At 62.3% G+C, this 25,039-nt stretch carries 23 protein-coding genes; 16 read left to right on the top strand and 7 right to left on the bottom strand.

Annotation, left to right across the window (positions count from 1 at the left end; genetic code table 11):
• From AB4Z15_RS02950 to AB4Z15_RS02940, 3 genes are all read left to right on the top strand, one after another.
• Complete coding sequence (locus AB4Z15_RS02950) at window positions 1-1,245, top strand: RNA polymerase sigma factor (RefSeq protein WP_442015991.1); 1,245 nt, start codon at window positions 1-3, stop codon at window positions 1,243-1,245.
• 192 nt (window positions 1,246-1,437) lie between these two features.
• Entirely contained in the window at window positions 1,438-2,295 is an 858-nt protein-coding gene (locus AB4Z15_RS02945) for a hypothetical protein (protein ID WP_442015990.1), read from the top strand.
• 71 nt (window positions 2,296-2,366) lie between these two features.
• Window positions 2,367-3,350, top strand: coding sequence for an aldo/keto reductase (locus tag AB4Z15_RS02940; RefSeq protein WP_442015989.1), 984 nt, complete (start codon window positions 2,367-2,369; stop codon window positions 3,348-3,350).
• 39 nt (window positions 3,351-3,389) lie between these two features.
• Here AB4Z15_RS02940 and AB4Z15_RS02935 read toward each other — a convergent pair whose 3' ends face one another.
• Window positions 3,390-4,463 carry a DNA polymerase IV gene (locus AB4Z15_RS02935; RefSeq protein WP_442015988.1) on the bottom strand — a complete coding sequence of 358 codons (1,074 nt, stop codon included), beginning with the start codon at window positions 4,461-4,463 and terminating at the stop codon, window positions 3,390-3,392.
• Between the two features lie 155 nt (window positions 4,464-4,618).
• Here AB4Z15_RS02935 and AB4Z15_RS02930 point away from each other — a divergent pair, with 155 nt between their 5' ends.
• Together AB4Z15_RS02930 and AB4Z15_RS02925 are read left to right on the top strand one after the other, a co-directional pair.
• A complete protein-coding gene (locus tag AB4Z15_RS02930; protein WP_442015987.1) occupies window positions 4,619-5,245 on the top strand; it encodes a LysE family transporter in 627 nt (208 codons plus the stop codon).
• Window positions 5,246-5,286: 41 nt separating this feature from the next.
• Window positions 5,287-5,652: a hypothetical protein gene (locus tag AB4Z15_RS02925; protein WP_442015986.1), complete on the top strand. Its 366-nt coding sequence runs from the start codon at window positions 5,287-5,289 to the stop codon at window positions 5,650-5,652.
• On the opposite strand, the gene AB4Z15_RS02920 is transcribed toward AB4Z15_RS02925, so the two are convergent.
• Entirely contained in the window at window positions 5,636-6,670 is a 1,035-nt protein-coding gene (locus AB4Z15_RS02920; protein ID WP_442015985.1) for a LacI family DNA-binding transcriptional regulator, read from the bottom strand. The two genes, AB4Z15_RS02925 and AB4Z15_RS02920, sit on opposite strands and share 17 nt — an antisense overlap.
• 156 nt (window positions 6,671-6,826) lie before the next feature.
• Between AB4Z15_RS02920 and uriH the strand changes: the two genes are divergently transcribed.
• From uriH to AB4Z15_RS02905, 3 genes are read left to right on the top strand one after another with little or no spacing between them, the layout of a single operon-like run.
• Entirely contained in the window at window positions 6,827-7,888 is a 1,062-nt protein-coding gene (gene uriH / locus AB4Z15_RS02915; RefSeq protein WP_442015984.1) for a uridine-preferring nucleoside hydrolase UriH, read from the top strand.
• A complete protein-coding gene (gene uriT / locus AB4Z15_RS02910) occupies window positions 7,888-9,363 on the top strand; it encodes a uridine transporter UriT (protein ID WP_442015983.1) in 1,476 nt (491 codons plus the stop codon). Before uriH ends, uriT begins: the two co-directional genes overlap by 1 nt.
• Window positions 9,360-10,331 carry a ribokinase gene (locus AB4Z15_RS02905; RefSeq protein ID WP_442015982.1) on the top strand — a complete coding sequence of 324 codons (972 nt, stop codon included), beginning with the start codon at window positions 9,360-9,362 and terminating at the stop codon, window positions 10,329-10,331. Before uriT ends, AB4Z15_RS02905 begins: the two co-directional genes overlap by 4 nt.
• Before the next feature lie 81 nt (window positions 10,332-10,412).
• Here AB4Z15_RS02905 and AB4Z15_RS02900 read toward each other — a convergent pair whose 3' ends face one another.
• The gene (locus AB4Z15_RS02900; RefSeq protein WP_442015981.1) at window positions 10,413-10,712 is read right to left on the bottom strand and encodes a hypothetical protein; all 300 of its coding nucleotides are present in this window, start codon (window positions 10,710-10,712) and stop codon (window positions 10,413-10,415) included.
• 100 nt (window positions 10,713-10,812) lie between these two features.
• Here AB4Z15_RS02900 and AB4Z15_RS02895 point away from each other — a divergent pair, with 100 nt between their 5' ends.
• The 3 genes from AB4Z15_RS02895 to pabB all read left to right on the top strand — a co-directional run bounded on the left by AB4Z15_RS02895 (window position 10,813) and on the right by pabB (window position 14,152).
• Window positions 10,813-11,451, top strand: a complete 639-nt coding sequence (locus AB4Z15_RS02895) for a TetR/AcrR family transcriptional regulator (RefSeq protein WP_442015980.1) — start codon at window positions 10,813-10,815, stop codon at window positions 11,449-11,451.
• A gap of 77 nt (window positions 11,452-11,528) precedes the next feature.
• Window positions 11,529-12,122: a low molecular weight protein-tyrosine-phosphatase gene (locus tag AB4Z15_RS02890; protein WP_442015979.1), complete on the top strand. Its 594-nt coding sequence runs from the start codon at window positions 11,529-11,531 to the stop codon at window positions 12,120-12,122.
• Complete coding sequence (gene pabB, locus AB4Z15_RS02885; RefSeq protein ID WP_442015978.1) at window positions 12,119-14,152, top strand: aminodeoxychorismate synthase component I; 2,034 nt, start codon at window positions 12,119-12,121, stop codon at window positions 14,150-14,152. The genes AB4Z15_RS02890 and pabB overlap by 4 nt, the downstream gene beginning before the upstream one ends.
• Before the next feature lie 5 nt (window positions 14,153-14,157).
• On the opposite strand, the gene cls is transcribed toward pabB, so the two are convergent.
• Window positions 14,158-15,630, bottom strand: a complete 1,473-nt coding sequence (gene cls, locus AB4Z15_RS02880; RefSeq protein ID WP_442015977.1) for a cardiolipin synthase — start codon at window positions 15,628-15,630, stop codon at window positions 14,158-14,160.
• Window positions 15,631-15,713: 83 nt separating this feature from the next.
• Here cls and AB4Z15_RS02875 point away from each other — a divergent pair, with 83 nt between their 5' ends.
• Entirely contained in the window at window positions 15,714-16,655 is a 942-nt protein-coding gene (locus AB4Z15_RS02875) for an aminodeoxychorismate lyase (RefSeq protein WP_442015976.1), read from the top strand.
• 251 nt (window positions 16,656-16,906) lie between these two features.
• Window positions 16,907-18,361, top strand: a complete 1,455-nt coding sequence (locus AB4Z15_RS02870) for an amino acid permease (RefSeq protein WP_442015975.1) — start codon at window positions 16,907-16,909, stop codon at window positions 18,359-18,361.
• Between the two features lie 117 nt (window positions 18,362-18,478).
• On the opposite strand, the gene AB4Z15_RS02865 is transcribed toward AB4Z15_RS02870, so the two are convergent.
• Window positions 18,479-18,967 carry a carboxymuconolactone decarboxylase family protein gene (locus AB4Z15_RS02865; protein ID WP_442015974.1) on the bottom strand — a complete coding sequence of 163 codons (489 nt, stop codon included), beginning with the start codon at window positions 18,965-18,967 and terminating at the stop codon, window positions 18,479-18,481.
• Window positions 18,968-19,398: 431 nt separating this feature from the next.
• On the opposite strand from AB4Z15_RS02865, the gene AB4Z15_RS02860 reads away from it, so the two are divergent.
• Genes AB4Z15_RS02860 through AB4Z15_RS02850 form a run of 3 tightly spaced genes read left to right on the top strand, consistent with a single transcriptional unit; the run spans window position 19,399 to window position 22,047 of the window.
• Window positions 19,399-21,066 carry a GMC oxidoreductase gene (locus tag AB4Z15_RS02860; RefSeq protein WP_442015973.1) on the top strand — a complete coding sequence of 556 codons (1,668 nt, stop codon included), beginning with the start codon at window positions 19,399-19,401 and terminating at the stop codon, window positions 21,064-21,066.
• Window positions 21,063-21,467 carry a PAS domain-containing protein gene (locus AB4Z15_RS02855; protein ID WP_223934696.1) on the top strand — a complete coding sequence of 135 codons (405 nt, stop codon included), beginning with the start codon at window positions 21,063-21,065 and terminating at the stop codon, window positions 21,465-21,467. Before AB4Z15_RS02860 ends, AB4Z15_RS02855 begins: the two co-directional genes overlap by 4 nt.
• Window positions 21,460-22,047, top strand: coding sequence for a cupin domain-containing protein (locus AB4Z15_RS02850; RefSeq protein WP_442015972.1), 588 nt, complete (start codon window positions 21,460-21,462; stop codon window positions 22,045-22,047). The genes AB4Z15_RS02855 and AB4Z15_RS02850 overlap by 8 nt, the downstream gene beginning before the upstream one ends.
• Window positions 22,048-22,347: 300 nt before the next feature.
• On the opposite strand, the gene AB4Z15_RS02845 is transcribed toward AB4Z15_RS02850, so the two are convergent.
• Together AB4Z15_RS02845 and AB4Z15_RS02840 are read right to left on the bottom strand one after the other, a co-directional pair.
• Entirely contained in the window at window positions 22,348-23,400 is a 1,053-nt protein-coding gene (locus tag AB4Z15_RS02845) for a PLP-dependent cysteine synthase family protein (protein WP_442015971.1), read from the bottom strand.
• Window positions 23,397-25,037 (bottom strand): aromatic amino acid ammonia-lyase, encoded by a 1,641-nt coding sequence (locus tag AB4Z15_RS02840; RefSeq protein WP_442015970.1) that lies wholly within the window; start codon window positions 25,035-25,037, stop codon window positions 23,397-23,399. Before AB4Z15_RS02840 ends, AB4Z15_RS02845 begins: the two co-directional genes overlap by 4 nt.
• Between the last annotated feature and the right edge of the window lie 2 nt (window positions 25,038-25,039).

The following is a 25,039-nucleotide window of genomic DNA, read 5'->3' as shown; positions in this document are numbered from 1 at the left end:
TTGGCCGTTCTCCCACGCGAGGTTCCCCCACGCGACATTGAGGACCTGCTGCGCACCTTGGCGCCGCAGGTCCTCGGCGTGCTGGCCCGCAACCACGGACAGTTCGACGCCTGCGAGGATGCCGTGCAGGAAGCACTCATTGAGGCCGCACTCCAATGGCCATCCGGGCTGCCTGCAAATCCCAAAGGATGGCTGCTGGCTGTCGCATCGCGCCGGCTGGTTGATGTGTGGCGCAGTGAAAGCGCACGGCGTGCCCGGGAAGAACGCGTCGCCTCAATGGAGGTCAACTTCCAGGACAGCACCGTGTCCGAAGCCGACGACACCCTGACCCTGATGTTCCTGTGTTGCCACCCTTCGATCAGCGCACCGTCGCAACTCGCCTTGACGCTCCGGGCCGTAGGAGGGCTCACGACGGCGGAAATCGCCTCTGCTTTCCTCGTCCCCGAGGCGACCATGGGCCAGCGCATCAGCCGTGCGAAACAAGGGATCCAGAAGGCAGGCGCCCGGTTCGACATGCCGCCGGAGTCCGAGCGGAAGGCGAGGCTCGGCGTCGTACTTCACGTCCTGTACCTGATCTTCAACGAAGGCTACGCGGCAAGCTCGGGCGACTCGCTGCAACGCGAAGACCTCACCACCGAAGCGATCCGGTTGGCACGCCTGCTGGTGAGCGCCGCGCCTGGAGAGCTCGAGGCCACCGGTTTGCTCGCTCTGATGCTGCTGACGGACTCCCGTCGTGCCGCGCGCACCCTGGCTGACGGGATGCCCGTGCCGCTGTCCGAACAGGATCGGAGTTTATGGAGCCGCGGGCAGATAGAGGAAGGCATCGCACTCCTGTCTTCCGTGCTTGGACGTGGCGCGGCTGGGCCGTACCAACTCCAGGCCGCGATCGCTGCCGTGCATGCGGAGGCTCGGTCTGATGCCGAAACCGACTGGCCGCAGATCCTCGCCCTCTACACGGTCCTTGGAGCCGTAGCGCCCAGTCCTGTGGTGACGCTGAATCGCGCCGTGGCTGTGGCCATGGTGAATGGGCCAGCCGCTGGGCTTGAGCTGCTCGCGGGGCTGGATTCAGCGATCGGGAAGTCGCATCGCCTGGATGCGGTGCGGGGCCACCTATACGAGATGGCGGGCTCATATAGGGAAGCGCGTGCCGCCTACCTCGCCGCCGCCAAGAAAACGGGCAGCCTGCAGGAGCGGCGGTACTTGATGGGGAAAGTGGCGCGAATGGACTCGTCGGGAGCTTCCTGACCCTCTTTGTTCCGATAGGCCGACAATATCAACCGGTAGGGGTTTCACTCAATCTCGGGCGCTTCCAAAGAGAGGGCCACGACGCACCTCCTGCTCCATAATGTCGGCGCCTCGTCTTAGGTTTGCCTCGAATAGAAAACCAAAGATGTCCCACACAAAGACATCTACGAACCAATACCGAAGGAGCGATCATTGTCTTCCCTCGAGTCCCAAATCCTCTGGGCAATCGCCACGATCTTGGTCGCCCTGTCCGCGACGGCCGGCCTGCTCGGATTTACGGTGCTATTCGTGCGGAACGTCTTCCTCCGTGACGCATCCACGAGCGATCCATGGCGGTTCTACCCAAGGTTGAAGTTGCGATGGGCAAAACCTACAGCGGGGTGCTTGCCAAGAATCGTTCGTGATCAGCGGGAGCTCATCCTGGATCTGAAGGCAAACACGTCTACAGCCGCGGGACTATGCGCTTGGGGATTTGGGACTCTTTCCTTCTTCGTCCCAGCGCTCGCGCTCTTTCGGAAACTCGAACTGCTTCAGACCTGGATCGGTTTCAGCTATTGTGTCGGGTTTGCTGTTGGTTTTGGGGCTCTTTGTACTCTTATTGCTTTTCTTGCACCACAACGCTTGTCTCCGAAACGGCGCCTCTTGCAAGCCGGGCTGCGCCTGGCAAGCCAGGCTCGCGTTTACGCCCCTCATTCATCAGCCCAAGACAAAAGGAACATCTCATCGTCAGGACGAGTTTTCCTCGAATCAGCCCGACAGTTGGGGATTCCGGATGATAACCGCACCATTCGGAAGATTTCCGGCCGCTTTTCGGGCCGGAGACGCCGAAACTACAAGAAGATCAACGAGCAAGTTGTAGAGGGTGTCGAGAGAATTATTCGGCAGGTCTATGAAGGAGAGTTCGAGCATATATCCAGTTCGAAGGCAGGCGCTTTCCTCTCAACAGACTTTCGGCGCAAGATGGCAGCTGTGTCCTCTCTTCCATTGGTAGTCGTGACCGTTGGCGCCGTGGTGGGCTGGATCTTGAGCAACCTCCGGTTGCACCCGTAGCTCACCGGCCGGTCGCCCCACAACTGTAGAACCGCGCCCGGCATCTGCATTGACCCCATATAGTCGAATCCATGGAACAACGCATACTTGGTAAGACCGGCCGGTCAGTGTCCACCGTTGGACTAGGCACGTGGCAACTCGGAGCGGACTGGGGCGATGTAACCGAGGAAGACGCAGTTGCCGTCCTGGAAGCCTCGGTTGACGGTGGCGTCACTTTCTTCGACACAGCCGATGTCTACGGCGATGGGCGAAGCGAGCAGCTGATCGGACGCTTCCTTCGCGCCAACCCCGGGTTGGAATTGACGGTTGCAACCAAGATGGGCCGGCGCGTGGACCAGGTGCCCGAAAACTACACCCTCGCCAACTTCCGCGCGTGGACTGACCGTTCGCGGCGGAACCTGCAGCAGGACACTCTGGACCTCGTCCAATTGCATTGCCCGCCCACCGCCGTCTACACGCGGGATGAGGTGTACGACGCCTTGGACACCTTGGTCAGCGAAGGCGTTATCCGCAACTACGGCGTCAGTGTCGAGCGGACCGACGAAGCCCTTGAAGCCATCAACCGCGGGAATACTGCGTCCGTGCAGATCATCCTGAACGCGTTCCGGCTCAAGCCGCTCGATGAAGTCCTCCCGGCAGCAAAGAGGGCCGGGGTTGGCATCATCGCCAGAGTGCCGCTGGCCTCCGGGCTGCTGTCCGGAAAGTACACGCCGGAAACCGAGTTCCCCGAGAACGACCACCGCAACTACAACCGCGACGGGTCCTCGTTCGACGTCGGCGAGACCTTCTCGGGCGTCGATTTCGCCACCGGTGTGAAAGCCGCCCAAGAGTTCAGTGCATTAGTGCCCGACGGCGTCAGCACCGCCCAAGCGGCCCTCGCCTGGGTGATCGCCCAGGACGGCGTCAGCACGGTCATCCCCGGTGCCCGTTCTTCAGTACAGGCACATGCAAACGCTGAGGCGGGAGCGATGCAGTCCGTAGGTTCAGGGCTCACCGCTGGGGTCCAGGACATCTATGATCGGTATTTCCGCGAAGCGATCCACCCGCGCTGGTAGCCGGCCGACCGCCGTCGTTCATGTACACAGGCGCCGCTGTCACCATCCACTGCGGGTGGGGGTGTGTCCTCTTCGGGCGTCATCGGGCATCGACATTTCAGCGCGTAGTCCCAGAAGCCGGATGGGACGGTCGGGCTCGATCCGCGCCGTAACGTCCAAGGCTTGCGCGAGGACTTCGTCCCGATCGAAGGTCTCTGGAATCTTCCTTGCGTAGGTCTTGGTGAAGAACGGGGCGTACCGGACTTTGAGGGTCAGCCCCACCACCGGCCGCCCCTCGGCCGCCACGTCTTCAAGGACCCGCGCTGTCAGCTCCTTGATGGCGTCGCTGATCTGGGAGGGCTCGGTGAGGTCCTGCTGGAACGTGGTCTCGCGGCCGTGTGCCCGGGCAACCCACGGGGTGTCGTCCACTTCGTTGGCACCCTCGCCTCGTCCGAGCTGCGCATACCAAGGGCCCATCTTGGGGCCGAACTCCGGGACCAAGTCCTGGGGATCGGACGCAGCAAGCTCGGCGACTGTGGTGATGTGGTGCTTTGCCAGCCGTTGCGACACCTTGGGTCCGACGCCCCACAGCTCCTTGGTGGGCTTACTGCCCATGACGTCGAGCCAGTTCTCTTTGGTAAGCCGAAAAATGCCAGCTGGTTTACCGAAATCCGTCGCATTCTTTGCCCGGACCAACGTGTCGCCGATGCCCACGCTGCAGTGCAACTGGGTTTGTTCCAGGACGGCAGCTTGGATCTGCCGGGCATACGCTTCCGGGTCCTCGGTCTCGATGCCAACAAAGGCCTCATCCCAACCGAGCACCTGAACCGTGGCTCCCGGCTGTGCGCGCAAGGTGGCCATCACTACGTGCGAGGCCGCTAGGTAGGCGTCCTGGTCGACAGGCAGAATGATGGCATCCGGTACTTTGCGTGCCGCTATCCGCAGAGGCATTCCGGAGCCGACGCCGAATGCCCTGGCTTCGTAGGATGCCGTGGATACCACGGCACGTTCCGTCGGATCCCCGCGACCACCCACAATGATCGGTTTGCCTGCGAGCTCGGGGCGCCGGAGGACCTCGACAGCCGCAATGAATTGGTCGAGGTCAACGTGCAGTACCCACGGGATTCCGCTCACGGCACCAGTTTGCCCTAAGCCGCGGCCTCCTGACCCTCTTTGGGCTCAGGGTGCGCTGAAATCAACCCGTTTGGGCTTCAATTGGCACTCTGGACGGCCAAACAAGGTCAGGAAGCAACGCGTCCAGACCACCCACCTCACCGGCATAAGCTGACATGGTGCAGTTTTCACTTTGGCTGGCCCTGGTTGGTGCCGGCACCCTGATCAGTTTCACTCCCGGCGCCGGTGCCATTTTCACGATGAGCAACTCGCTCAATTCCGGATTCCGTCGCTCCATCTGGGGCATACTCGGCCAGCAATTGGCCTTGGTTATCCACATCGTCATCGTGGCCCTGGGCGTTGGCGTGCTGGTTTCCAACTCGCCTGTGATCTTCAACATCATCCGGTACGCGGGCGCGGCTTACCTCGTATACCTGGGCATCCGGCAGTTCCTGCACAAGCCCGACCTGGACAAAGAGCAAGTCGACAGCCGCAAGAACGAGTCCGGGCTGTCCATGTTCCAACGCGGCATTTGGGTGAACCTGCTGAATCCCAAGGCAATTGTGTTCTTCCTTGCCTTCATGCCTCAGTTCATCAGGCCGGAGCAGCCGCTGCTTCAGCAATACGCAGTGCTAACCGCCACGATTCTGTTCATCGACATCATGGTCATGTGGTTCTTCTTCGCTTTGGCAGCACGTTCTTTCCAGCGGTTCACCCATGATGAGCGCGGCCAGAAGGTCCTCAACCGTGTCTTCGGCTGCCTGTTCGTCCTCGTGGGCATCTTGCTCGCCGTCATCCACTAGCCAGAACGACCCCAAGCGGATGCGGTGCTACCGTCAAGGGCATGGGACCGGACTGGATCGAACACCGACGCGCGGAGGACGGCGAGCACGTTGGATGGGTGAAGCCCGTCAATGATGGCTTCGTCGCCATGGACTTATTGGGCCGTCCGCGGACCGACGTTGTGGACTGGTTGAGCGCTGAAGAAATTCTCGATGATTTGGGGCTGCGCTACCTCGCTGACCCGCACGAATTACGGCTCGACGACGGCGACTGGCTGAGGGTCCGAATAGCCGAAGTGACTCCGTCTGTGGTGCGGGTGAAAAAGGAAGATTGGGGCGATATGACGGCGCCCCAGGTCTACTTCACGGTGTCTCTGCCCGTCACCGAGGACCAGCTCCGCCCGCTATTGCCTAACCCGGCGACGTAGACCCGCGAACCACCAGCGAGCTCTCCAGCGTCACGTGCGGCTCCTCCAAATCCAGGCCTTCCATGAGCCCGCGGAGTTGCTCTCCGGCCCTTCGTCCAAGCGGGGTGGCCGGCAGGTGCACGCTCGTGAGGCTCGGATTGCTGGTGGCTGAATACGGGAGGTCATCGAAGCCGGCCACAGCCAGTTCGGCAGGAATCCGGACGCCTGCCACACGCGCTTCCTGCAGCACGCCATAGGCATGGGTATCGGTACCGCATACGACGGCGGTCACCCCCTCACGCTGCCAGATAGGCCAAGCGTCGGCGAACGCGGCAGCGGCAGCACCGACGTCGATCGCGGTACTGATGACATGCCCCTCGGCAACCAAAAGCCCGCAGGTGGCTGCTTCTTCAAGGAAGGCTTCCCTGCGGAGGTGGAAAGTGGTGGTGCCGGTGATCCCGTCCATGTAGGCGGCGCGGGTATGCCCGGACGCCGCGAGGTGACGGGCCAACTCACGCGCACCTTGGGCGACGTCGAGGTTTACGGATGGTGCGTACGACTCGAGGCCGGGCGCGTCGAGGAGCACAAGCGGTCCGGCCGCTGACAGGTCCTCCAGGAACTCGGCACTGGGGGCGCCAACCAACAAGCCAGCCGGACGGAGTGCCAACAACCTGCGGACATCCTCAGCTTGCGGCGACTCCCCGGCATCGGTCACCGAGAGCAGCAATTGGTATTCCGGGCCAAGGGATTCCCGGACGCCCGCGATCACGTTGGCGAAAAACGGGTTGGACACGTCCGGCGTCACGAGGATGACGATGGAGCTGACCCCGCGAGCCAGCGAACTCCCAATGCTGTCCACCACATAGCCAAGTTCGGCGATCGCCGAGCGGACGCGTGAAATGTTGTCCTCGGATACGCGTCCTTGCGTCTTGCCGTTGGCCACCAAGGAAACGGTTGCAGTGGAAACCCCGGCCCGGGCGGCCACCATCGCAGCCGTTACACGGGGCGAGCGGGCGTTCCGCCGATCCAAGGTGTCCATGCATCGATCGTAGCGTTGTTGGAGTGTGAACAAGGGGCCCAAGGCATCAAGCGCTTAACGTCATTCACGTTAAGCGCTTGACGTAACCGTTGAAGCAGTGCCAGAATTCCCATGAATGCTTACTGCCCTGCTTTGGTTAGAACCTGGCAGGCCCCAATGACGTGGAGACAAAACGTGGACCCCAATCCGATGACAGCACGCAAGAAGATCATTCTTGACTGCGACCCAGGCCATGACGACGCAGTGGCGTTGCTGCTGGCCCACGGCAACCCGGACATCGAGCTGCTTGCAGTGACAACGGTGGTGGGCAACCAGACCCTCGAAAAAGTCACGCGCAATGCCCTCTCGGTAGCCACAATCGCTGGCATCACCGGCGTTCCGTTCGCCGCCGGCTGTGACCGCCCGCTGGTCCGCACCATCGAAACGGCCCCCACCATCCACGGCGATTCAGGCATGGATGGCCCGGAACAACCCGAGCCCACCATCGAACTCGACCCGCGCCACGCCGTCGACGTCATCATTGAAACCGTCATGGCACACGAGCCGGGCACTATCACCTTGGTACCAACCGCAGGTCTGACCAACATCGCCATAGCCGCCCGCAAAGAGCCCCGCATCGTTGAGCGCGTCAAGGAAGTTGTCCTCATGGGCGGCGGCTATCACGTGGGCAACTGGAGCGCCGTGGCGGAGTTCAACATCATCATCGATCCCGAGGCCGCCCACATCGTCTTCAACGAAAAGTGGCCCGTCGTGATGGTGGGCCTCGACCTCACGCACCAAGCCTTGGCCACGGACGAGGTAGTGAACCGGATCGCGTCAATCGGCACCAAGCCGGCCAAATTCGTGCTGGAACTGATGGAGTTCTTCAAGAAGACCTACAAGGACGCCCAGGGCTTCGACTTCCCGCCGGTCCACGATCCGTGCGCGGTGGCCTACGTCATCGACCCCACTGTGATGACCACGCGCAAGGTACCGGTGAACATCGAACTGCAGGGCAAGCTCACCCTCGGCATGACCGTGGCCGACTTCCGCGCACCCGCCCCGGAGGACTGCCACACGTCCGTGGCCGCGGATCTGGATCACAAGAAGTTCTGGGATCTTGTCACCGATGCGATCGAACGGATCGGTGAACCAACGCTCGACGGCGCCGCTGACGCCACCGCGGGTGCGAAAACCCCCGACAAGCAAGCCACCCTCGCAGTTGGAGAGGCAAAGTAATGTCCGTCCTCGTAACAGAAACCAAATCCGCGAAGGGCAATGTCACTGCACTCATGGAGGCCTTGCTGGCAGCCTGTGTTGCCTTCCAGCTCAACGCCTCCATGCTCAGCCCCGCGTTGGTCACCATCGGCAACGAACTCCAGACTGACCAAGCGACCATCGGCCTGTCCCAGACCTGGTTCTTCACGGCCGCAGCACTGTTCTCCCTCTTCCTCCCCCGCCTCAGCGACATCGTGGGCCGCAAGAAGATCCTTGTGGGCATGATGCTCCTGATGGCTGTTGGTTCGGTCATCGCGGCACTCGCCCCGGATGTCACGTGGCTCTTCGTAGGCCGCATCATCCAGGGCGTCAGCGGTCCGACCGTCCCGCTCTGCCTCATCATGCTCCGCTCGGCAGTGAGCAATCCGCGTAAATACGGCACCCTGATGGGCCTCATCACGGCGGTCAACGGTGGCGTGGCTGGTGTCGACTCCTTCGTGGGCGGCTATTTTGCCGAGAACTTCGGATTCCGCAGCATCTTCTGGCTCATGGTTGCCTTGGCTCTGGTGGCTACGGTGCTGATCGCCGTCCTGGCAGGAGAGAGCAAACCTGCTGCCGGAACCACCATGGACTGGCTGGGCGTATTCTTCATCGTGATCGCGGTGGGCGCCCTCCTGACGGCCTTGAACGAAGGCTCCAAACTGGCCACGGCCTTCGACGCCGGGACGCTGACGTTGGCCATCGGGCTGATCCTGATTGCCGCCGTCGCGTTCTTTGCGTTCTGGACTGTTGAAAAGCGCACCAAGCAGCCCATGGTGGAAACCGTGCACCTGCGTCAGCGTTCCACGTGGGCGCCGCTTTTGACCACCACACTGACCATGACCGGTATCTTCGCGGTCATCAATGGGATCGTCCCGGCGTTCGTTCAGGCGGCCGAACCCGGCTTCGGCGTGGGCCCCACCGAGATGTCGCTCATGATCCTCACGCCGTACGCACTGCTGGGTTGGCTCTTCGGCCCGATCAGCGGCAGGCTCGCCCCGGTCCTCGGCTACACGAAGGTCCTTCGCATCGGCCTGCTGGGCAGCCTTGTGGCCCTGGCCATCATCGCGTTCTTCGGCTTGAACAACCTGCCGATGATGATCGTGGGCACGGCCTTGCTGGGCATCATGTACGCCGGTACCGTCAACATCATGCTGAACGGACTGGGCGTGGTCCTCTCGCCCCAAGGCAACCCCGGCTTCCTCCCCGGAATGAACGCCGGCGCCTTCAACCTCGGCGCCGGTCTGAGCTTCCTGGTCCTGCCTGCGGTCCTCGTTGCGACGTCCACACTGGGCGACGCCAAGGCGTCGTACCTCACCGTTGTGGTGGTGGGTCTCGCCATCACCCTGGCCGCCTTCGCAGCCTCGCTGTTGATCCCCAAGCCCGCAGACGCAGAAGTCGCCGAGGTTCCAGAAGTTGCCGAGGCAGAAGTCGTCGAAGCCGAGGCAAGCAAATGAGCACCGACACCAGCGCGCCCACGGCGGGGATCGTCGTCGTCGGGTCCCTGAACGCTGATCTGACCATCTACTGCGACCGCCTTCCCAAGCCCGGCGAGACGGTCCACGGCAATGGTTTCGCCGTCAACCCCGGCGGCAAGAGCGCCAATCAGGCGGTGGCGGCCAGCAAGCTCGGCGGCCAGGTCAGCCTGGTGGGCGCAGTGGGCGATGACCCCAACGGCACCATGCTCCTGGATTCGACCGCCAACGCCGGTGTGGACGTCACCCGCGTCCGGCGCTCGGACGCCGCGACGGGCGTCGCGGTCATCTCCGTGGATGCCAGCGGCGAGAACAGCATCATCATTTCGGCCGGGGCAAACGGGACTCTAACCCCGGCGGATGTGCGCGGTGCAGCGGACGCAATCAACAATGCCGCGGTGGTGTGCCTCTGCCTTGAGGTGGCGATCGATACTGTCATCGCCGCTGCACAAGCAGGGCACGACGCCGGAGCTACCGTCATCTTGAACCTTTCGCCTTACGCGGAGGTACCGGAGGTTCTGGCCGGGTTGAGCGACGTGCTGCTGGTCAATGCGCACGAGGCCTCACTGTTCCTTGGCCGCGAAGCAGACATTCCTGACGCCGACGCGGAGGCCGAAGCATGGGAACCTGTTCGCAGCCAGTTTGCCGACAGGGGTTTGCAGCGCGTGCTGGTAACGCTGGGCGCCCACGGCTCTGTTGTGCTGGATTCGTTGGCCCGGGTTACCCAGGACCAGATCACACGCATTGCCCCTACCCGCGTTTCGGCCGTAGACACCACCGGTGCGGGTGACGCATTCACGGGAGCTGTCGCGGCACGACTGGCTGCCGGCGATTCCCTCACGGACGCGGCCTCCTTCGCCTCGGTAGCCGCAGCGTTGGCCGCCACGAAGAAGGGCACCCAGGCCGCTTACCCGACCATTGCCCAGGTAGAGCAGCTGCGGGGCGTTTAGTCCCAGCCTCCCACCCAACTGACTGGCAGTTGTGGTTGTTCCCAGCGCTGAGAACAACGACAAATGCCAGTCAGTTGGTCTTTAAGCGGACCTACGGGCGGCGCGCTCCACTGCCTTGCGGCTAAGGGCGCCGTGGCCGGCCATGAGTCGGGGGACCACAAAATAGACTGCTGCCGGAACCACAAGGGCAGTCAGCAGGAGTGCCCGGAGGATGGGGTGCCACGGCTCCATGATCGGCCCAAGCAACAGCATGCCGATGGAGACAAGGGGGAAGATCGCGATCCAGGTGATGAGCGCCCGCATGTGCACGGACGGCGCTTGCGGCTGGGCTGGTGTAGTGGCCTCACCGGGGTGAATTTCGTCAGTAGCTTGAGCGTTCATGGCATTCTCCAACCAGATAGTTGCAATTGACTTGGTCTCACAATAACCACACTCGCCAACAATTACAACTACTTAGTTGGGAAATGGTAATCTGGTCCTTATGGCATGGGACACAGAGCGCACCAAGTCACTGCTGCTCGAGGCGGCGACCTCGGAGTTTTGCACCCGAGGACTTGCCGGGGCCCGGATTGATCGAATCGCCGCAGAAGCCGGTGTCAACAAAGAACGCATCTACCAGTACTTCGGCAACAAGAACGGCCTTTTTGACGCCGTCATCGTCGCTGCGCTCAGCTCCCTCATGGATGAAGTACCCATCCAAGGGGAAGGCCCAGCGGCCATGGCGGACTATGCAGGCCGCCTGTTCGATCATCATCAAGAGGACGCCACCGCGCCACGCCTCCTCTTCTGGGAAGGCCTGGAGCGCGGCACGGAAGTTGTGGGACTGCCCAAACGGATGGCCAACTGCGCCTCCAAGGTCAACAGCACCATTGCAGCCCTTCCCGGAATCTCCAGGGAAGATGCCGGCGATCTCCTCATCACGATCGTGAGTCTTTGCGATACCGCCCCCGTCCTGCCCGCACTCGATGGACTCATGGCCGGGAACGACCCCGGCCGCCTCGAAAGGCGACGTGCCGCCGTCGTACGCACCGTCTATCTGGCCGCCTCCGCGTTGGCTGCCGAAGCAGCGTCGGGCGGGTCAGCAACCACAGAAACGGCGCCCGCCCCCTACACCCTGTGACAGCTTTGACAGGAAAAGTGACTCCGTTGTGAAGTGGCCCCTAGCCAAAAAGGGGTGCCATCAACCATGCTTGCTGCATGTACTCAACGACGAGCCCATACCGCATCATCACGGTCTGCACTGGAAACATCTGCCGCTCGCCCATGGCAGCGCTCATGCTTACCGAAGCCTTCGAAGCGGAAGGGCTCGGCAAGCTGATAGTGGTGGACTCAGCGGGCACCACCGGGTACGAGGTGGGGCACCCAATCGATCCCCGGGCAGCCCGCAAACTGGCCGCCCACCACATCGCTTCGGAGGACCACGTCGCACGCCACTGGAGGCGCGAGTGGTTCGCTGAGCGGGATCTCATCCTGGCACTGGACGTCGATCATTTCGGTTGGCTTCAAGAGGGCGCCCCGGACCGCGAATCCCTGGCGAAAGTCCGGATGCTGCGCAGCTTCGATCCCATGATGGCTGGGCGCAGCTCCCTGGATTTGGGCATCGAGGATCCTTGGTACGGCGGCCACACCGACTTCGACAACACCTGGACCCTCATCAAAGCCGCTATTCCCGGCATCGTGCGCTATGTGGGCGCCGCCATTACAGAACAGGCAACAGGAGACTCCGGACGTAGCACCAGCGATGCCCGAAACGAGGCCAGCGAGCACCAGCAGGTAACCTCTATGTCATGACCCCTGCACCCGTGATCATCGCCGTGGACGGGCGGTCCGGCGCGGGAAAGACCACGCTGGCCGTTGAGCTCGCGGCCCGCCTTCGGGAGCACCACAAGGTTTCCCTTTTCCATCTGGAAGACATCTATCCCGGATGGAACGGCCTTGCCACGGGCATCGAAAGATACGTCGCGACGGTCCTGACGCCTTTGAGCCAGGGCGAAGCGGCAGAGTGGGTCAGCTGGGATTGGGAACGGCATTACGACGGCGCGCTGCACGTAACGTTGCCAGCCGAAATCGTGATCGTGGAGGGCGTTGGAGCCGCAGCGAACGCGGCACGGCCCATGCTGGACGCCATCGTGTGGGTCGAGTCCCCCGGTGACGATCGCCGTCGTCGGGCTTTGGCTCGTGACGGAAATACCTACGAACCTTATTGGGACAGCTGGGCTGCCCAAGAGGATATTTGGCTGGAAGCTGACGAGGTAATCGGCGCGGCAGACATCCGGGTCCAGAACCTCGCGGACGGCAACGCCCCCGATGATGTCCTGCAGGCCATGCGATACCTGCCGTCGCTGGCAGCGATCCTCTCGCCCGAACTCAGCGCGCGCCGAGGCCTGCAGCTCCGGTCTGAAAAGATCAGCGCCGTTCCTGATGCCGAGGCGCTGTTTCAGGACCTCTACGGTTCCTCGACCAATGCTGTCTGGTTGGATTCCTCCAACGCTTCCGCAGTTTCAGGGACGTCCCAGGCTGCTGCCCGCAGCCGCTTCAGCATTCTGGCGGACGACGGCGGCACGTTCGGCCAGTCCGTCCAGCACCGTCAGGGAATCACCCAAGTGACCGCCGGAACAGCCACGGTGGAAACTTCCGGACCGTTCTTCCGCTGGCTCGATTCTGTTTGGGGACGGCGGGCAGTGCGGGCACCCCGCGGCTACGATGGCCAGTTCACGCTCGGCTGGCTGGGCTATCTGGGCTACGAGCTCAAGCGGGAAACCGGTGGCAACGACGTCCAACCCGACACTCCCGACGCCGCTCTGCTCTTCGCTGGGCGGGCCGTGGTGTTGGATCATCGCGAGCACACTGTGTGGCTGCTCGCCCTGGAAGCGCCCGACGCCGATGCGTGGCTGCGCGAGGCTCGAACCGCCGTCGGGGCTGCTTCAGCCGCCCCGGCTGCCGCCGTCGTGTCCGCTCAAGGGGCGGCTCCGGAATTTACCTGCCGGGATAGCGCGACGGACTATAAGAGCAAGATCGCCGACGCCCAGCATGAAATCCGCGAAGGCAACTCGTACGAGATTTGCTTGACCACCATGCTTGAAGCCCCTGCCGGCGGGCTTGATCCGTGGCAGAGCTATCGTGCGCTGCGCCGCCGCAATCCGGCACCATTTGCCAGTTACCTTCGGTTCGGCGAGTTGGTTGTCGCGAGCACCTCGCCCGAGCGCTTCCTGCGGATTCTCTCCGACGGCGGCATGCGCGCCGAGCCGATCAAGGGCACGCGTGGGCGTTCCGCCGATCCCACGGAGGACGCCGAGCTGCGCCGCGACCTGGAGACCTCGCTGAAGGACCGCGCGGAAAACATCATGATCGTGGACTTGCTGCGCAATGACTTGAGCCACTTCGCGATTCCAGGCTCGGTGACGGTCAGCAGGCTGTGCGCGATCGAAAGCTACGCCACGGTCCATCAAATGGTCAGCACCGTGGACGCGCACCTTCGACCGGGCGCTCCGCGGGCAGAGGCTTTGGCTGCCGCCTTCCCGGCTGGGTCAATGACCGGTGCGCCGAAGATCAGCACCATGGACATTCTTGACCAGCTTGAGGCGGGCCCCCGCGGTATCTATTCAGGAGCGATCGGCTACTTCTCCCTGAACGCTGCCACGGACCTCGCCGTCGTGATACGTACCCTGGTGGTCAATCCGGACGACGACGGTGGGCGAACACTCAACCTTGGCGTCGGCGGGGCAATTACTGCAGATTCCGTGGCAGATGACGAGTACGAAGAGATCCGGACCAAAGCGTTTGGCGTGTTGTCGACGCTGGGGGCTGACTTCCCAGGCTGAGCAGCCTATTGGAGCGTCGCCGTCAATCTCGCGACGTTATCCACATACTTGGCCAACGGGGGTCTATCCATCCAGTCATCCAACGTAAGCTCACGGGATACCTCGCGATACGTGGATTCCACGGCCCGCATGAGGTTCACGGTTTCGGCGCCCAGGAGCATCACCGAAACCTCCATGTTCAGGGAGAAGGAGCGCATGTCCATATTGCTGGAGCCGAGAACCGCAACCTCGTCATCGATGGTGAAGTGCTTGGCGTGGAGTACGTATGGAGCGCGGTACAGGTAGATGCGGACACCTGCTCCGAGGAGAGCCTCGTAATAGGACCGTTGGGCGTGGTGGACCAGGAATTGGTCGCCCTTTTCGGAGACGAAGAGTTCCACATCAACGCCACGCTGAGCCGCAGTGGTGATCGCATAGAGCAGGGAGTCATCAGGCACGAAGTATGGGCTGCAAATGGAGATCCTGTGCTGCGCCGAGTAGATCAGCGTATTGAACAGGCGAAGGTTGTTTTCCGTGACGAACCCCGGCCCGCTCGGGACCACCTGGGCCGTGACACGTCCCGGGGACGGTTGGGAGGGAAGACGAAGCTGGCTTTCGAGAGACTCGTCGGTCTCGCTGAGCCAGTCCGTGGCGAAAACTACGTTCAGGGTGGCCACAATCGGTCCCTCAAGCCGGGCCATGAGCTCCACCCATTGGCGGCCGGCGCGGCGATGCTTGGGGTTGTTGTAGGACGGTTCAATCAGGTTCTGCGAACCCGTGAACGCCAGGATCCCGTCGATGACCAGAATCTTGCGGTGGTTCCTGAGGTCCGGGCGGCGCCATTGGCCGTGGATGGGCAGCAGCGGCAACATTCGCTTCCATTGGATCTGGCCTGCCTTGAGCCTGCGGACCAGCCGACGGTAGCCCTTGATGCGCAGCGTTCCGATGTGGTCGAAGAGCAACCTGACGGTGACACCGCGCTCCGCGGCCTTCTCCAGTTCGGTGAGCAACTCGTCCGTCACGAAGTCGCTGCTCATGATGTAGAACTCCGCGTTGATATAGTCCGTAGCTCCCCGCACGGCCTCGGCCATGGCTTTGATGGACTCCTCATAACCAGGAATAAGCTCCACCTTGTTGCCGTCAACCATGGGCAGCGAGCCAAGGCGGTGGTTCAGCTCACCTGCGGACTTCACCCACTCCGGGCCCGAATAGGTACTTACGGGATCGGACAGGTCAGAGGTCACCGAGCGAACGCGGTGATTAACTTGTTCCTGCTGCTGACGCCGCCGCTTGGACAAGCGGAAATTTCCAAAAAGCAGGAAGAGTACGAATCCGACGGTCGGGACCAGGAAAACAGCCAGAAGCCAGGCCATGGCCGTAGTGGGGCGACGGTTACCGGGGATGATGCCCAGCAGAACGATGCGCATGATGACTTCCGCAATGGCCCAAGCACCCAGAAGCCACGTCCACTCCAGGCCAATCGGAAAAGGAAAAAGCACTCCACAACCCCCACGGTCCAAGAACTAACGGTAACCACAGCCTATCCGCCCGGCCCTTTGGAGGGCCGCACTAAGCTTGGAGCATGACTTCTCCTGCCCCCACGGTCCTCGTTTTCCTGGACCCAGCCTTCGAAAACGGCCGCATTGCCGATTCCAGCCAGCCCCAGCTCATGGCCACTGACCTCGGCGCTACCCGTGGCGACGGCGTCTTCGAGTCCCTTCTGGCGGTCCAGGGACGCGCACGCAAAGTGCAGGCACATCTGAACCGTCTGGGCAGTTCCGCGGCGGCTTTGGACTTGGCGATCCCGGAGCAGGACGCCTGGCGACGGGCAATTGACACGGCGATTACAGAGTTCCGCGGTAATTACCCGGCACCCACGCCCGAAGAGGACGAAGTCGTCGTCAAGCTGATCGTCACCCGTGGAATTGAAGGCGCGGCGAGCCCCACATGCTGGGTACAGGCTTCGCCCTCACCCGCGGGCAGCCGCCGGCAGCGCGAGACGGGCATCGACGTCGTACTTCTGGATCGCGGCTTTGACACCGAAGCCGGCGAGCGTGCGCCGTGGCTGCTGTTGGGAGCCAAGACGCTGTCCTACGCCGTGAACATGGCGGCGCTGCGCTACGCGCACAAGCAGGGTGCCGATGACGCCATCTTCACCTCCACGGACGGTCGTGTCCTCGAGGGGCCGACGTCCACCGTGTTGCTTGCGCACCTGGACACAGTCGACGACGGCGACGGTTCCGTCAGAACGGTTCGCCGGCTCATCACGCCGCAGCACGATAGTGGAATCCTTCCGGGCACATCGCAGGGCGCACTGTTCGCCGCCGCGAAGGCTGCAGGGTGGGAGCTCGGCTATGGTCCGCTGGTGCCGCAGGACCTGTTCGATGCCGACGCCGTTTGGCTCATATCGAGCATCCGCTTGATCGCGCCGGTGAATCACATTAACGGCCAGGAGATCGGCACGCCCGCTGTCCGGAAGCAGCTCACAGAAGAACTGAATGAGTTGTTTGCCGGAATCGAGTAATTCCGGCCGCCCAGACTGAGGCCTACTCTGCTCCGCTTGGAACTTAGCAGATCACAAGTAGAGTAATTGCTCGCATGACTCATTGATAAGGAATTCTTTGCCTCAGCATTGAGCTTCACAGAGGTTCAATCGCGTTCCTTATCCTCCTTGAAATGGGTGTCCGTCGTGTGATGAATCTTGTTCTCGTGTTAGTTGGATCACGTCCGCCTGACACCACTTTAGACTTTGCTGGCTAACTTCCCGGAGGGAATATGGGACACAGCTCCCCCACAACAGCCGAGGCATCGGCACCCGAGGCCCAGTCGGAGACTGGCGCCTCACAGACAGGACTTCGCCGGTCCATGGAGGCCCGGCACCTGGTGATGATTGCCATGGGCGGCGTCATCGGCTCAGGCCTGTTCGTCAGTTCGGGCTACACCATTGCCACCGCGGGCCCCTTGGGCGCCGTTCTCGCGTTCCTCATCGGAGCCGTGGTGGTCTACCTGGTTATGGCATGCCTCGGGGAACTCGCTGTTGCGTTCCCCGTTTCAGGTGCCTTCCACATCTACGCCGCCCGGACCATCGGACCCGCAACCGGCTTCGCCACAGCCTGGCTCTACTGGCTTTGCTGGGCGGTGGCGCTGGGTTCGGAATTCACTGCGGCCGGCCTGCTCATGCAACGCTGGTTCCCTGGCGTCGACGTCTGGATCTGGTGCTTCGTATTCGCCACGGTCCTGTTCACGCTGAACGCCATTTCATCGCGCGTCTTTGGTGAATCTGAGTTCTGGTTCGCGCTCATCAAGGTTGCCGCCGTCGTCGGCCTGATTATCCTGGGCGGCGCCGCTTTGATGGGCTTCCACCCCCTCGCCGTAGGCGAATACCCGTCGCTCACGAGCAACTTCAGCACGCCCGAAGGGCTTTTCCCCAACGGCTTCACGGGCGTGTTCGTCACCTGCCTGGCAGTGTTCTACGCCTTCTCGGGCTCCGAACTGATCGGTGTGGCCGCCGGCGAAACATCCAATCCCGGCGCCAACATCCCCAAGGCCATGCGGACCACGGTCATCCGTCTCATGATCTTCTTTGTCGGGGCCATTACCGTCATCGCAGCGACCATCCCCTACGAGAAGGTCAGCGTGGACGAAAGCCCGTTCGTCACTGTCTTCTCCATGCTCGGCATTCCGTTCGCCGCGGACATCATGAACTTCGTGATCATCACTGCACTGTTGTCGGCTGGAAACTGCGGACTCTACTCGTGCGCCCGCATGCTCTTCTCGCTGGCCGACGAAGGACACGCACCCAAGGCATTCAGGACGCTGACCAAGCGTGGCATCCCGATGATTGCCCTCTGCGTCAGCATGCTGGGCGGCCTTGCTTCCCTGATCAGCAGCATTGTGGCGCCGGCAACCGTGTACCTGGTGCTGGTCTCGATCGCCGGCTTCGCGACCGTGGGCGTGTGGATGTCCATTGTTGCCTCGCACTTCGTGTACAGGCGCACGTTTATCAAGAACGGCGGCGACCTCAGCACGCTCCCGTACAAGGCGCCGCTCTTTCCCTTGGTTCCGATCCTGGCGTTCGCGCTGTGCGTAGTTTCCTTGATCGGCATCGCGTTCGACCCCAACCAGGTGGCGGCACTGCTCTTCGGCGTCCCGTTCGTAGGCGCCTGCTACGCGTTCTTCTACTTCAAGTACGGACGACGCCGGTCACTCAAGAAGGCTGTCGGCGTCTAGCGGCCGTGGCTTCCTGACCTTCTTTGACGGCAGATCAGCCCCTGCGCAACCATTTCGGGTTGCCCAGGGGCTGATGTTGTTTGAAAGGAGGTCAGGACGCCACACGGCCTGCTGAATTCAGGACTTCGGCTTGACCGTCCTGACCGGGTGCTCGCTCAGGATGGACAGGCGGTTGAAGGCATTGATTCCAATAGCTGCCATGCAGAGGACGCTGATTTGCTCGTCGTTGAAGTGTTCCCGGGCCCGCTCGAAGAGTTCCGTGCTCGGCCGCGACGTGCTCATCCGGGTGATCTGCTCCGTGATTTCCATGGCCAGCCGTTCGGCCGGCTCAAACAGCGCCACTTCCTTGTAGACAGCTACCAAGGACAGACGCTGTTCCGTTTCGCCATACCCCAAGGCCCGGCGATGGTGCAGGTCCAGGCAGAATGCGCAGCCGTTGATCTGCGAGGCAAGGTAGTTCAGAAGTTCGATGGTCCGGCGTGGGACACCTGTCCGGTCGGCTTCCCCAATCACCTGCTGGGCATAGTGGCTCAGTGTTGCGTAAAGCTCGGGCTGTTGCTTATCCAGATAGCCGGCGAGACGTGCTTTTGTTTCCTGTTCAGGCATGCTTGGAGCCTAGCGCAACAGGCATGGGGTGCTGGCCCGCCCAGGAGCATCCCGCTTTGGAATGCCAGCCTCATCCAGTGCAAACGCGTCCCACCAGCCCGCATTCTTGACTGATTTATGACCACTTCATCACATACTGAAAATGATACTTGACTACTAATCATGGCAAATGACGGACGCCCCCAACGACGCAAATAAATACGCTTCCAGTATCTATTGCGCGCCCATTCCAACAGTGATTCACTGAGGCGCAGTGATCCCTGCTGGGGCGGGAGAACTCCCTCTCTGTCCGGCAGGACACACTGTTTTCACTACGCCGTGAGAACAGAATGTTGATGGAGGGCATCATTGTGAGTGCAGTTTCTTCGTCCCAGAATTTCAACCACGGGTTTCCCACACCCGGACCCCAGGATCCGTCTCCCCAGAAGGTCATGGATCACGTATTTTTCCTCAGCCAGGAAGAATGGAAAGACGTCCGCGAAACGGAACAATTCGACCATATTGTCATCGGCAGCGGGTTCTGCGGGTACGCGTTCGCAGAGAGGACCCTGACGATTAACCCGCAAGCCAGGATCCTGGTTATTGAGCGGGGCCCGTTCTTCTTGCCCCAGCATTTCCAAAACCTTCCGTTGCCCTACCGCGAAACCCTTGGCGGGCTTTCTGAAACCTTCCCCTGGACGCTGGCTGCCGCCACGGCCAACCAACCCGCTGGCAAGATCTCCTGGCAGCACGGAATGGTCCCGTTCTATGGTGGCCGCTCCATTATGTGGAGCGCCTGGTGTCCGCGCCCTGAAGAGGATGAGATGCGTGGATGGCCACGCGAGGTCATGGATGCCGCAAAAGCGCATTTCACCACTGCAGAGGATTTGCTGAATGTGGTCAGTGCCGACCAAATCGACGCCGGCGCGTCTGCCGACGTCGTGGATCTCATCAACAACACCCGTCCCGTTTACGGGATCCTGCAGAAGGCACTTCAGGATCGGCTGGCGGTCGGTTTGCACAAGATCGATTCCGCCACACGATCCATGCCAGCACCGCTGGCTGCAGCTTCGGGCGCAACCTCAGGCATTGACTTCGCCAAATTCTCCACGCCGTCGGTCCTGCTTGAGCTGTCGGACAAGCAGCAACGGTTGGCAGCGGCGGGCAAGGGATCACCGCTCCGCGTCATTACAGACTGCACTGTGAACAGCATCATCCAGCAGGACGGCCGGGCCACTGCGCTGGATACCACCCGGGGCGTGGTGAACATCGGGAACGCAAATCTGGTACTTGCCATGGGCACGTTGCCACCTGCCACTCTGGTCCTCAATTCCTTCCCGGAAGTACCTGGAGTTGGCGAGCAGTTCAGCGCCCACTTCATCACATCCGTCGTGGCAAGGGTTCCCCGCAAGGACTTCGACTTCAGTGAGGCCCTGGGAGAGTTGGAACTGGCTGCCATCTACATGGCGGGCATGAGCCCCGCTGGCATGCAGTACCACGTGCAGCTTTCAGTGCTTTCGGATCGGAGCCCGGACAAGAACGCCCAGAAGTCCGAGCGTTACGCACCCGACGTCGTGGCCACCGCTTCCCTGGCCCAACTCCAGTCGTCAGAGGATTACTTGGTGTTCGTGTGTGCCGTACTGGGCGAACTGGACATCGATAACCCGGAAAACCACCTGCGCTACTCCGGCGGACCGGACCCCACCAACAACGTGACTCTTCAAGTCCTGGCCAACTCCACGGACGATGCCACGTGGGACACCATGGACGAAGGCACCTTCCAGATGTTGGAGCGCGTCTTGTCACCCGATGGCGCGGATCATGTGGAGTATTGGCACGGCGACCCGGACACCGGAACCTGGGGATCGGACCGGCCCGGCATTCCCGAGCGCCGCGTTCCGGGACTGGTGCACGAGAGCTCCAGCCTTCCAATTGGGGAGGAAGAGGACTCCACCGTCGGCACCGACTACCGCCTGAACGGCGTCGAAAATGTCTACGTAGCTGGCGGTTCATTGTGGCCAACCGGCGGGTCCTGGAACCCAACCATGACCATGGTTGCGTTGACGCAGGACCTGGCCGAGCGGTTGGAGGCCGACGGCGGCACGGGACTTGCGCTGTGACCGCGGTTCCGGCTCTGGATCCGGCAGTCCTGCCCACCTTGCCCCCGATGACAGTCGCGGACGTCCTGGACAGGCAAGACGGCGTGTACTGGGTAGTCAAGGACGCGAACTCCGTTTTCCTGTGGGTGAACCAGAACTTCGCCGACCTGGTGGGGATGACCAAGGACCAATTGATCGGTCATCAGGATTCACGGGCGGCCCATGTTGCCCATGACAAGGAGGTGATGGCGAGCGGCAAGCCGTTGCTCAACTTCCACGAGGTCATTGAGGTTCCGCTGAAGGATGGCGGGACTGTGAACGTGGACATCGTGACCCAGAAGGGGCTCCTTCGGTCGCTGGACACGGGTGCGATCATCGGGATCACGGTCTGCTTCTCACTGGCGGATCCTCCCAATGACTGACGTCGATCTGGCCGCCGGGAGCCCGGGCATTCACTCCGCCAGCCGGGATTCAGCCCGCCCCGACTCAGCCGGCCCGGACGGGAAGGAGTGGATCAAGCGATTGGACATGACGCCGTCGGGCGTTGGCGGCTGGTTCGCGCCGGCAATGGTGAGCGACGAGTTGATCGCTGGTCCGGCCTTGCCACCTCGTTTCGGCAGTGACCATCCGCTGTACAGCTCCAACTGGTACTTGCTGCAGGCGGGCGAAGTCCTTCAGTTGCACACCTTGAAGCAGGACGAGTTGTGGTTCTTCCATCTGGGTGCATCAATACGGCTGCACGTCTTTTCGCAGACAAACGGATACTCATCAACGGTCTTCGGTCCGGCCCCGGACGCTGGTGAAATCCTGCATGGCGCGGCGCCGCATTCCACGTGGTTCGGGGCTGAGTTGGCTGGGGACGGTTTCGTCCTGGTCAGTTGCAGCCTGTCGCCCGGCTACGAACCGAGCGACTCCGCGAAGCCCACGAGTGAAGATGTGGAGGCACTCGTGGCGCAGTTCCCTGGTCAGTCGGAGTTGATCAGGAGGCTGGCGGCCGGCTAAGCGCCGCTCGGGGTGCGCCTGTTGGAGGGCGGGTGCACCCCTGGCGGGCGGACATAACGAGGAACGGTCCAAAAGCCGCTCGATGTGAGCGAGGAACCGTCGGAAAGCCGTTGGATGTGAGAGAGCATCCGTCGGAAAGCTGCTCGGGGTGCGCCTGTTGGAGGGCGGGTGCACCCCGTGGCGGTGCGGACGTGAGAGAGCAACCGCCCAAAAGCCGGTGGATGTGAAAGAACAACCGGCCAAAAGCCGTTGGATGTGAGAGAGGAACCGTCGGAAAGCCGCTCGATGTGAGAGAGGGTGCTATTCGGCGGCGTCGCGGGCCAGGTGGATTCCGTGCTCTGCCAGCCAGATGGGATTGAAGGCCTTGCTCAGGTAGTTCGTTCCGGCGTCGGGCGCTATGGCCACCACCACGGAACCGTGGGGCGCGGCCCGCGCCACCCGCAGGGCAGCGGCCACCGCGAGCCCGGATGATGGACCAAGCGCAAGCCCTTCTTCGTCGAGGAGCCGATGCACCGTGGAGTAGACCTCGTCGTTGGGAATGCGCAGGAAACGGTGAACAATGGAGCGGTCAAAGGCCTTGGGCCATTCAGCCTGGGGCCAGGAGTTACCCACACCATCCACCAGGATCTCCCCGGGATGTCCCCCGCTGTAGGCGGAGCCGTAGGGGTCGGCGCCCACCACTTCAAGGTGCCCGCCCGGCCGCAAAGCTGCAACTTTCTCTTTCAGGAACCGGCCATTGCCGCTGATCGTCCCGCCGGTTCCGATGCCGGCCACAAAATGCGTAACCAACCCGTGGGTCTGCTCCCAGATTTCCGGTCCTGTCGTTTCATAATGTGCGGCTGGATTGGCAGGGTTATCGAACTGCATGGGCCGCCAGGCACCAGGCGTCCCAGCCGTGATGCGCGCTGCCACAGCGCGGGCGTTCTCCGGCGATTCTGAGGGCGCGCTCCAGTCCGTCAGGACCACGCGCGCCCCGTAGCTGTGGAGCGCGGCGAGCTTCTCCTGGGAGATGGTGTCGCCGGTGACCACCACCACGGGATGCCCCGTCAACCGCCCAATGAGCGCCAGACCGATGCCGGTATTGCCGGAGGTGCTTTCCACAATGGTTGCGCCCGGCTGTAACTCTCCGGAGCGCTCGGCCGCCCGGACCATGCTCAACGCAGTACGGTCCTTGATCGATCCGCCTGGGTTCTCGGACTCAAGCTTGATGTGGATGGTGCTGCCCAATCCACGGCCCAGCGCCTCCAATTTCACCAGCGGAGTGTTGCCCACTTTGTCCAGGACGGAGGCATCCAGCCCATCAGGCAACCCCGCCGCCGAGTGTGCGCCATGTTTGCGGATTGCGGTACTCACGTGGTCCCCTCCCTTTGAGGCGTAGGCGGCAATTCCTGCGCCACCACATCACGCAATTCACGTCGCGCGCGCTCCACCAGATCCGGAGCCGACGGCCGATCCGCCAGCACATCAGCCAGCCGGCCCGCGACGGCGCCAGTCCCCTTCCCGAGCGGCTGCGCGGCTCCCGCTTCGAGCAGCAAATACGACGCCGTCAGCGCCTCAATGGCAAGCAGTTTCTCCAAAGCCTCCACGGACTTTTCGAGTTGCTGCAATGCCAGCGGCGCCAAGGTGGAGTGGTCCTCGACGTCGGCCGAGAGGGTGGGTGCCCCGAGCGTCGCCGGCGCTGCCAGGAACTTCAGTTCGGATAGCAGTCCAGCTGCTGAGTACCAGAGCAACCCGGGCAACTCCTCCTCCACAAGGCCTGCGGCCGGCCCGGACTCAGAAACCCCATTCGACGACGCATCCTCCTGGTGCCTGGCGGCAGCGTCCAGATGCCTCGCCCGGATCACCCGTTGTGGCGGATACAGCTTGGCGATACGCCGCTCGCTGGAAATGCCCACGTGCGCCAGAGCAAGCCGCAGGCCCTCAAAGGAAAGAGCCAGCTGCATCGGTTGAAAGTTCCCGCCGGACACCATGTGCCCCGTTTCGATATCCACCAACGGGTTGTCGCCTCGCCCGTTCAACTCCACGCTCAATGCAGCGCCAAGCTGTGAAACCAAGGAACGAAAAGCGCCATGCGTTTGGGGCGCAGCACGGAATGACAAAGCGTCCTGCACCGAGACTTCGGGACGAACGTCCTCTAACCAGCCGCCGCGCAACAGGTAACGTACCGCGGCCGCCGAGTCCTTCTGCCCGTCCACCGCCTTTCCCGCCTGAATAACCGGCGAAAACGGGCTGAGGTTCCCGCCGCCGTCGTATCTTGCAATGGTTTCCAAGGACAGCGAAAGCGCGACGTCGGCAAGTTCCGCCAGCTGCTGCAGGCGCACCAAGGCGAGGGTGCCGGCCCCCACCGAGTAGGCGTTTGCGCTGACCAGGGCCAGGGCCTCACCGGGCGCGAGCCGCAGCGGCTGTAGACCGGCGTCGGCGAGCGCTTTCGCCCCGGGCACCAAGGTGCCGTTCGCATCGATCGCTTCACCTTCACCGATGGCGACGGCGGCGACGGCGGCGAGCTGGGTGAGGTCCGAGGAGCCCACTGAGCCTTCGCCCGGGATGGCGGGAAAAACTCCACGGTTGAGCATTTCGGCATAAAACTGGGCCGTCTCGGGCCGGACACCGGAGCCGCCGCGGCTGAAACCGATGAGCCGGGTGAGGATCACTGCGCGGGAAGAAGGCCGGTCCAGATAGTCGCCCACGCCGCTGTTGTGGTATCTGACTACTTGGATTTGATAGGCAAGAACCGACCCCTCCTCCACAGTCGTATCCCGTCCGGACCCAAGGAGGGTGTTGAGGCCGTAGATTCTCTGCCCTGAGGTCGACGCGCGCTCAAGCACTTCGCGTGAGCGGCTGATCAAAGACAACGCATCGTGGTTGAGTTTCACGTGAAACGCCGGATCCAAGGCAGCCTTCGCCACGCTTTCAGGGTCCACCGGCGATGTGCCGATCAGCAGGGCCCTGAGCTCGGAAGTCCTGGGCACGGGGATTGGTTCGGAAGACATGG

Origin of the sequence: Paenarthrobacter sp. 2TAF44 (assembly GCF_052114885.1) — a bacterium.
Classification (GTDB): Bacteria; Actinomycetota; Actinomycetes; order Actinomycetales; family Micrococcaceae; genus Arthrobacter.
The sequence above is the reverse complement of the archived record's forward strand: the minus strand, read 5'-3'. Positions and strand labels throughout refer to the sequence as shown.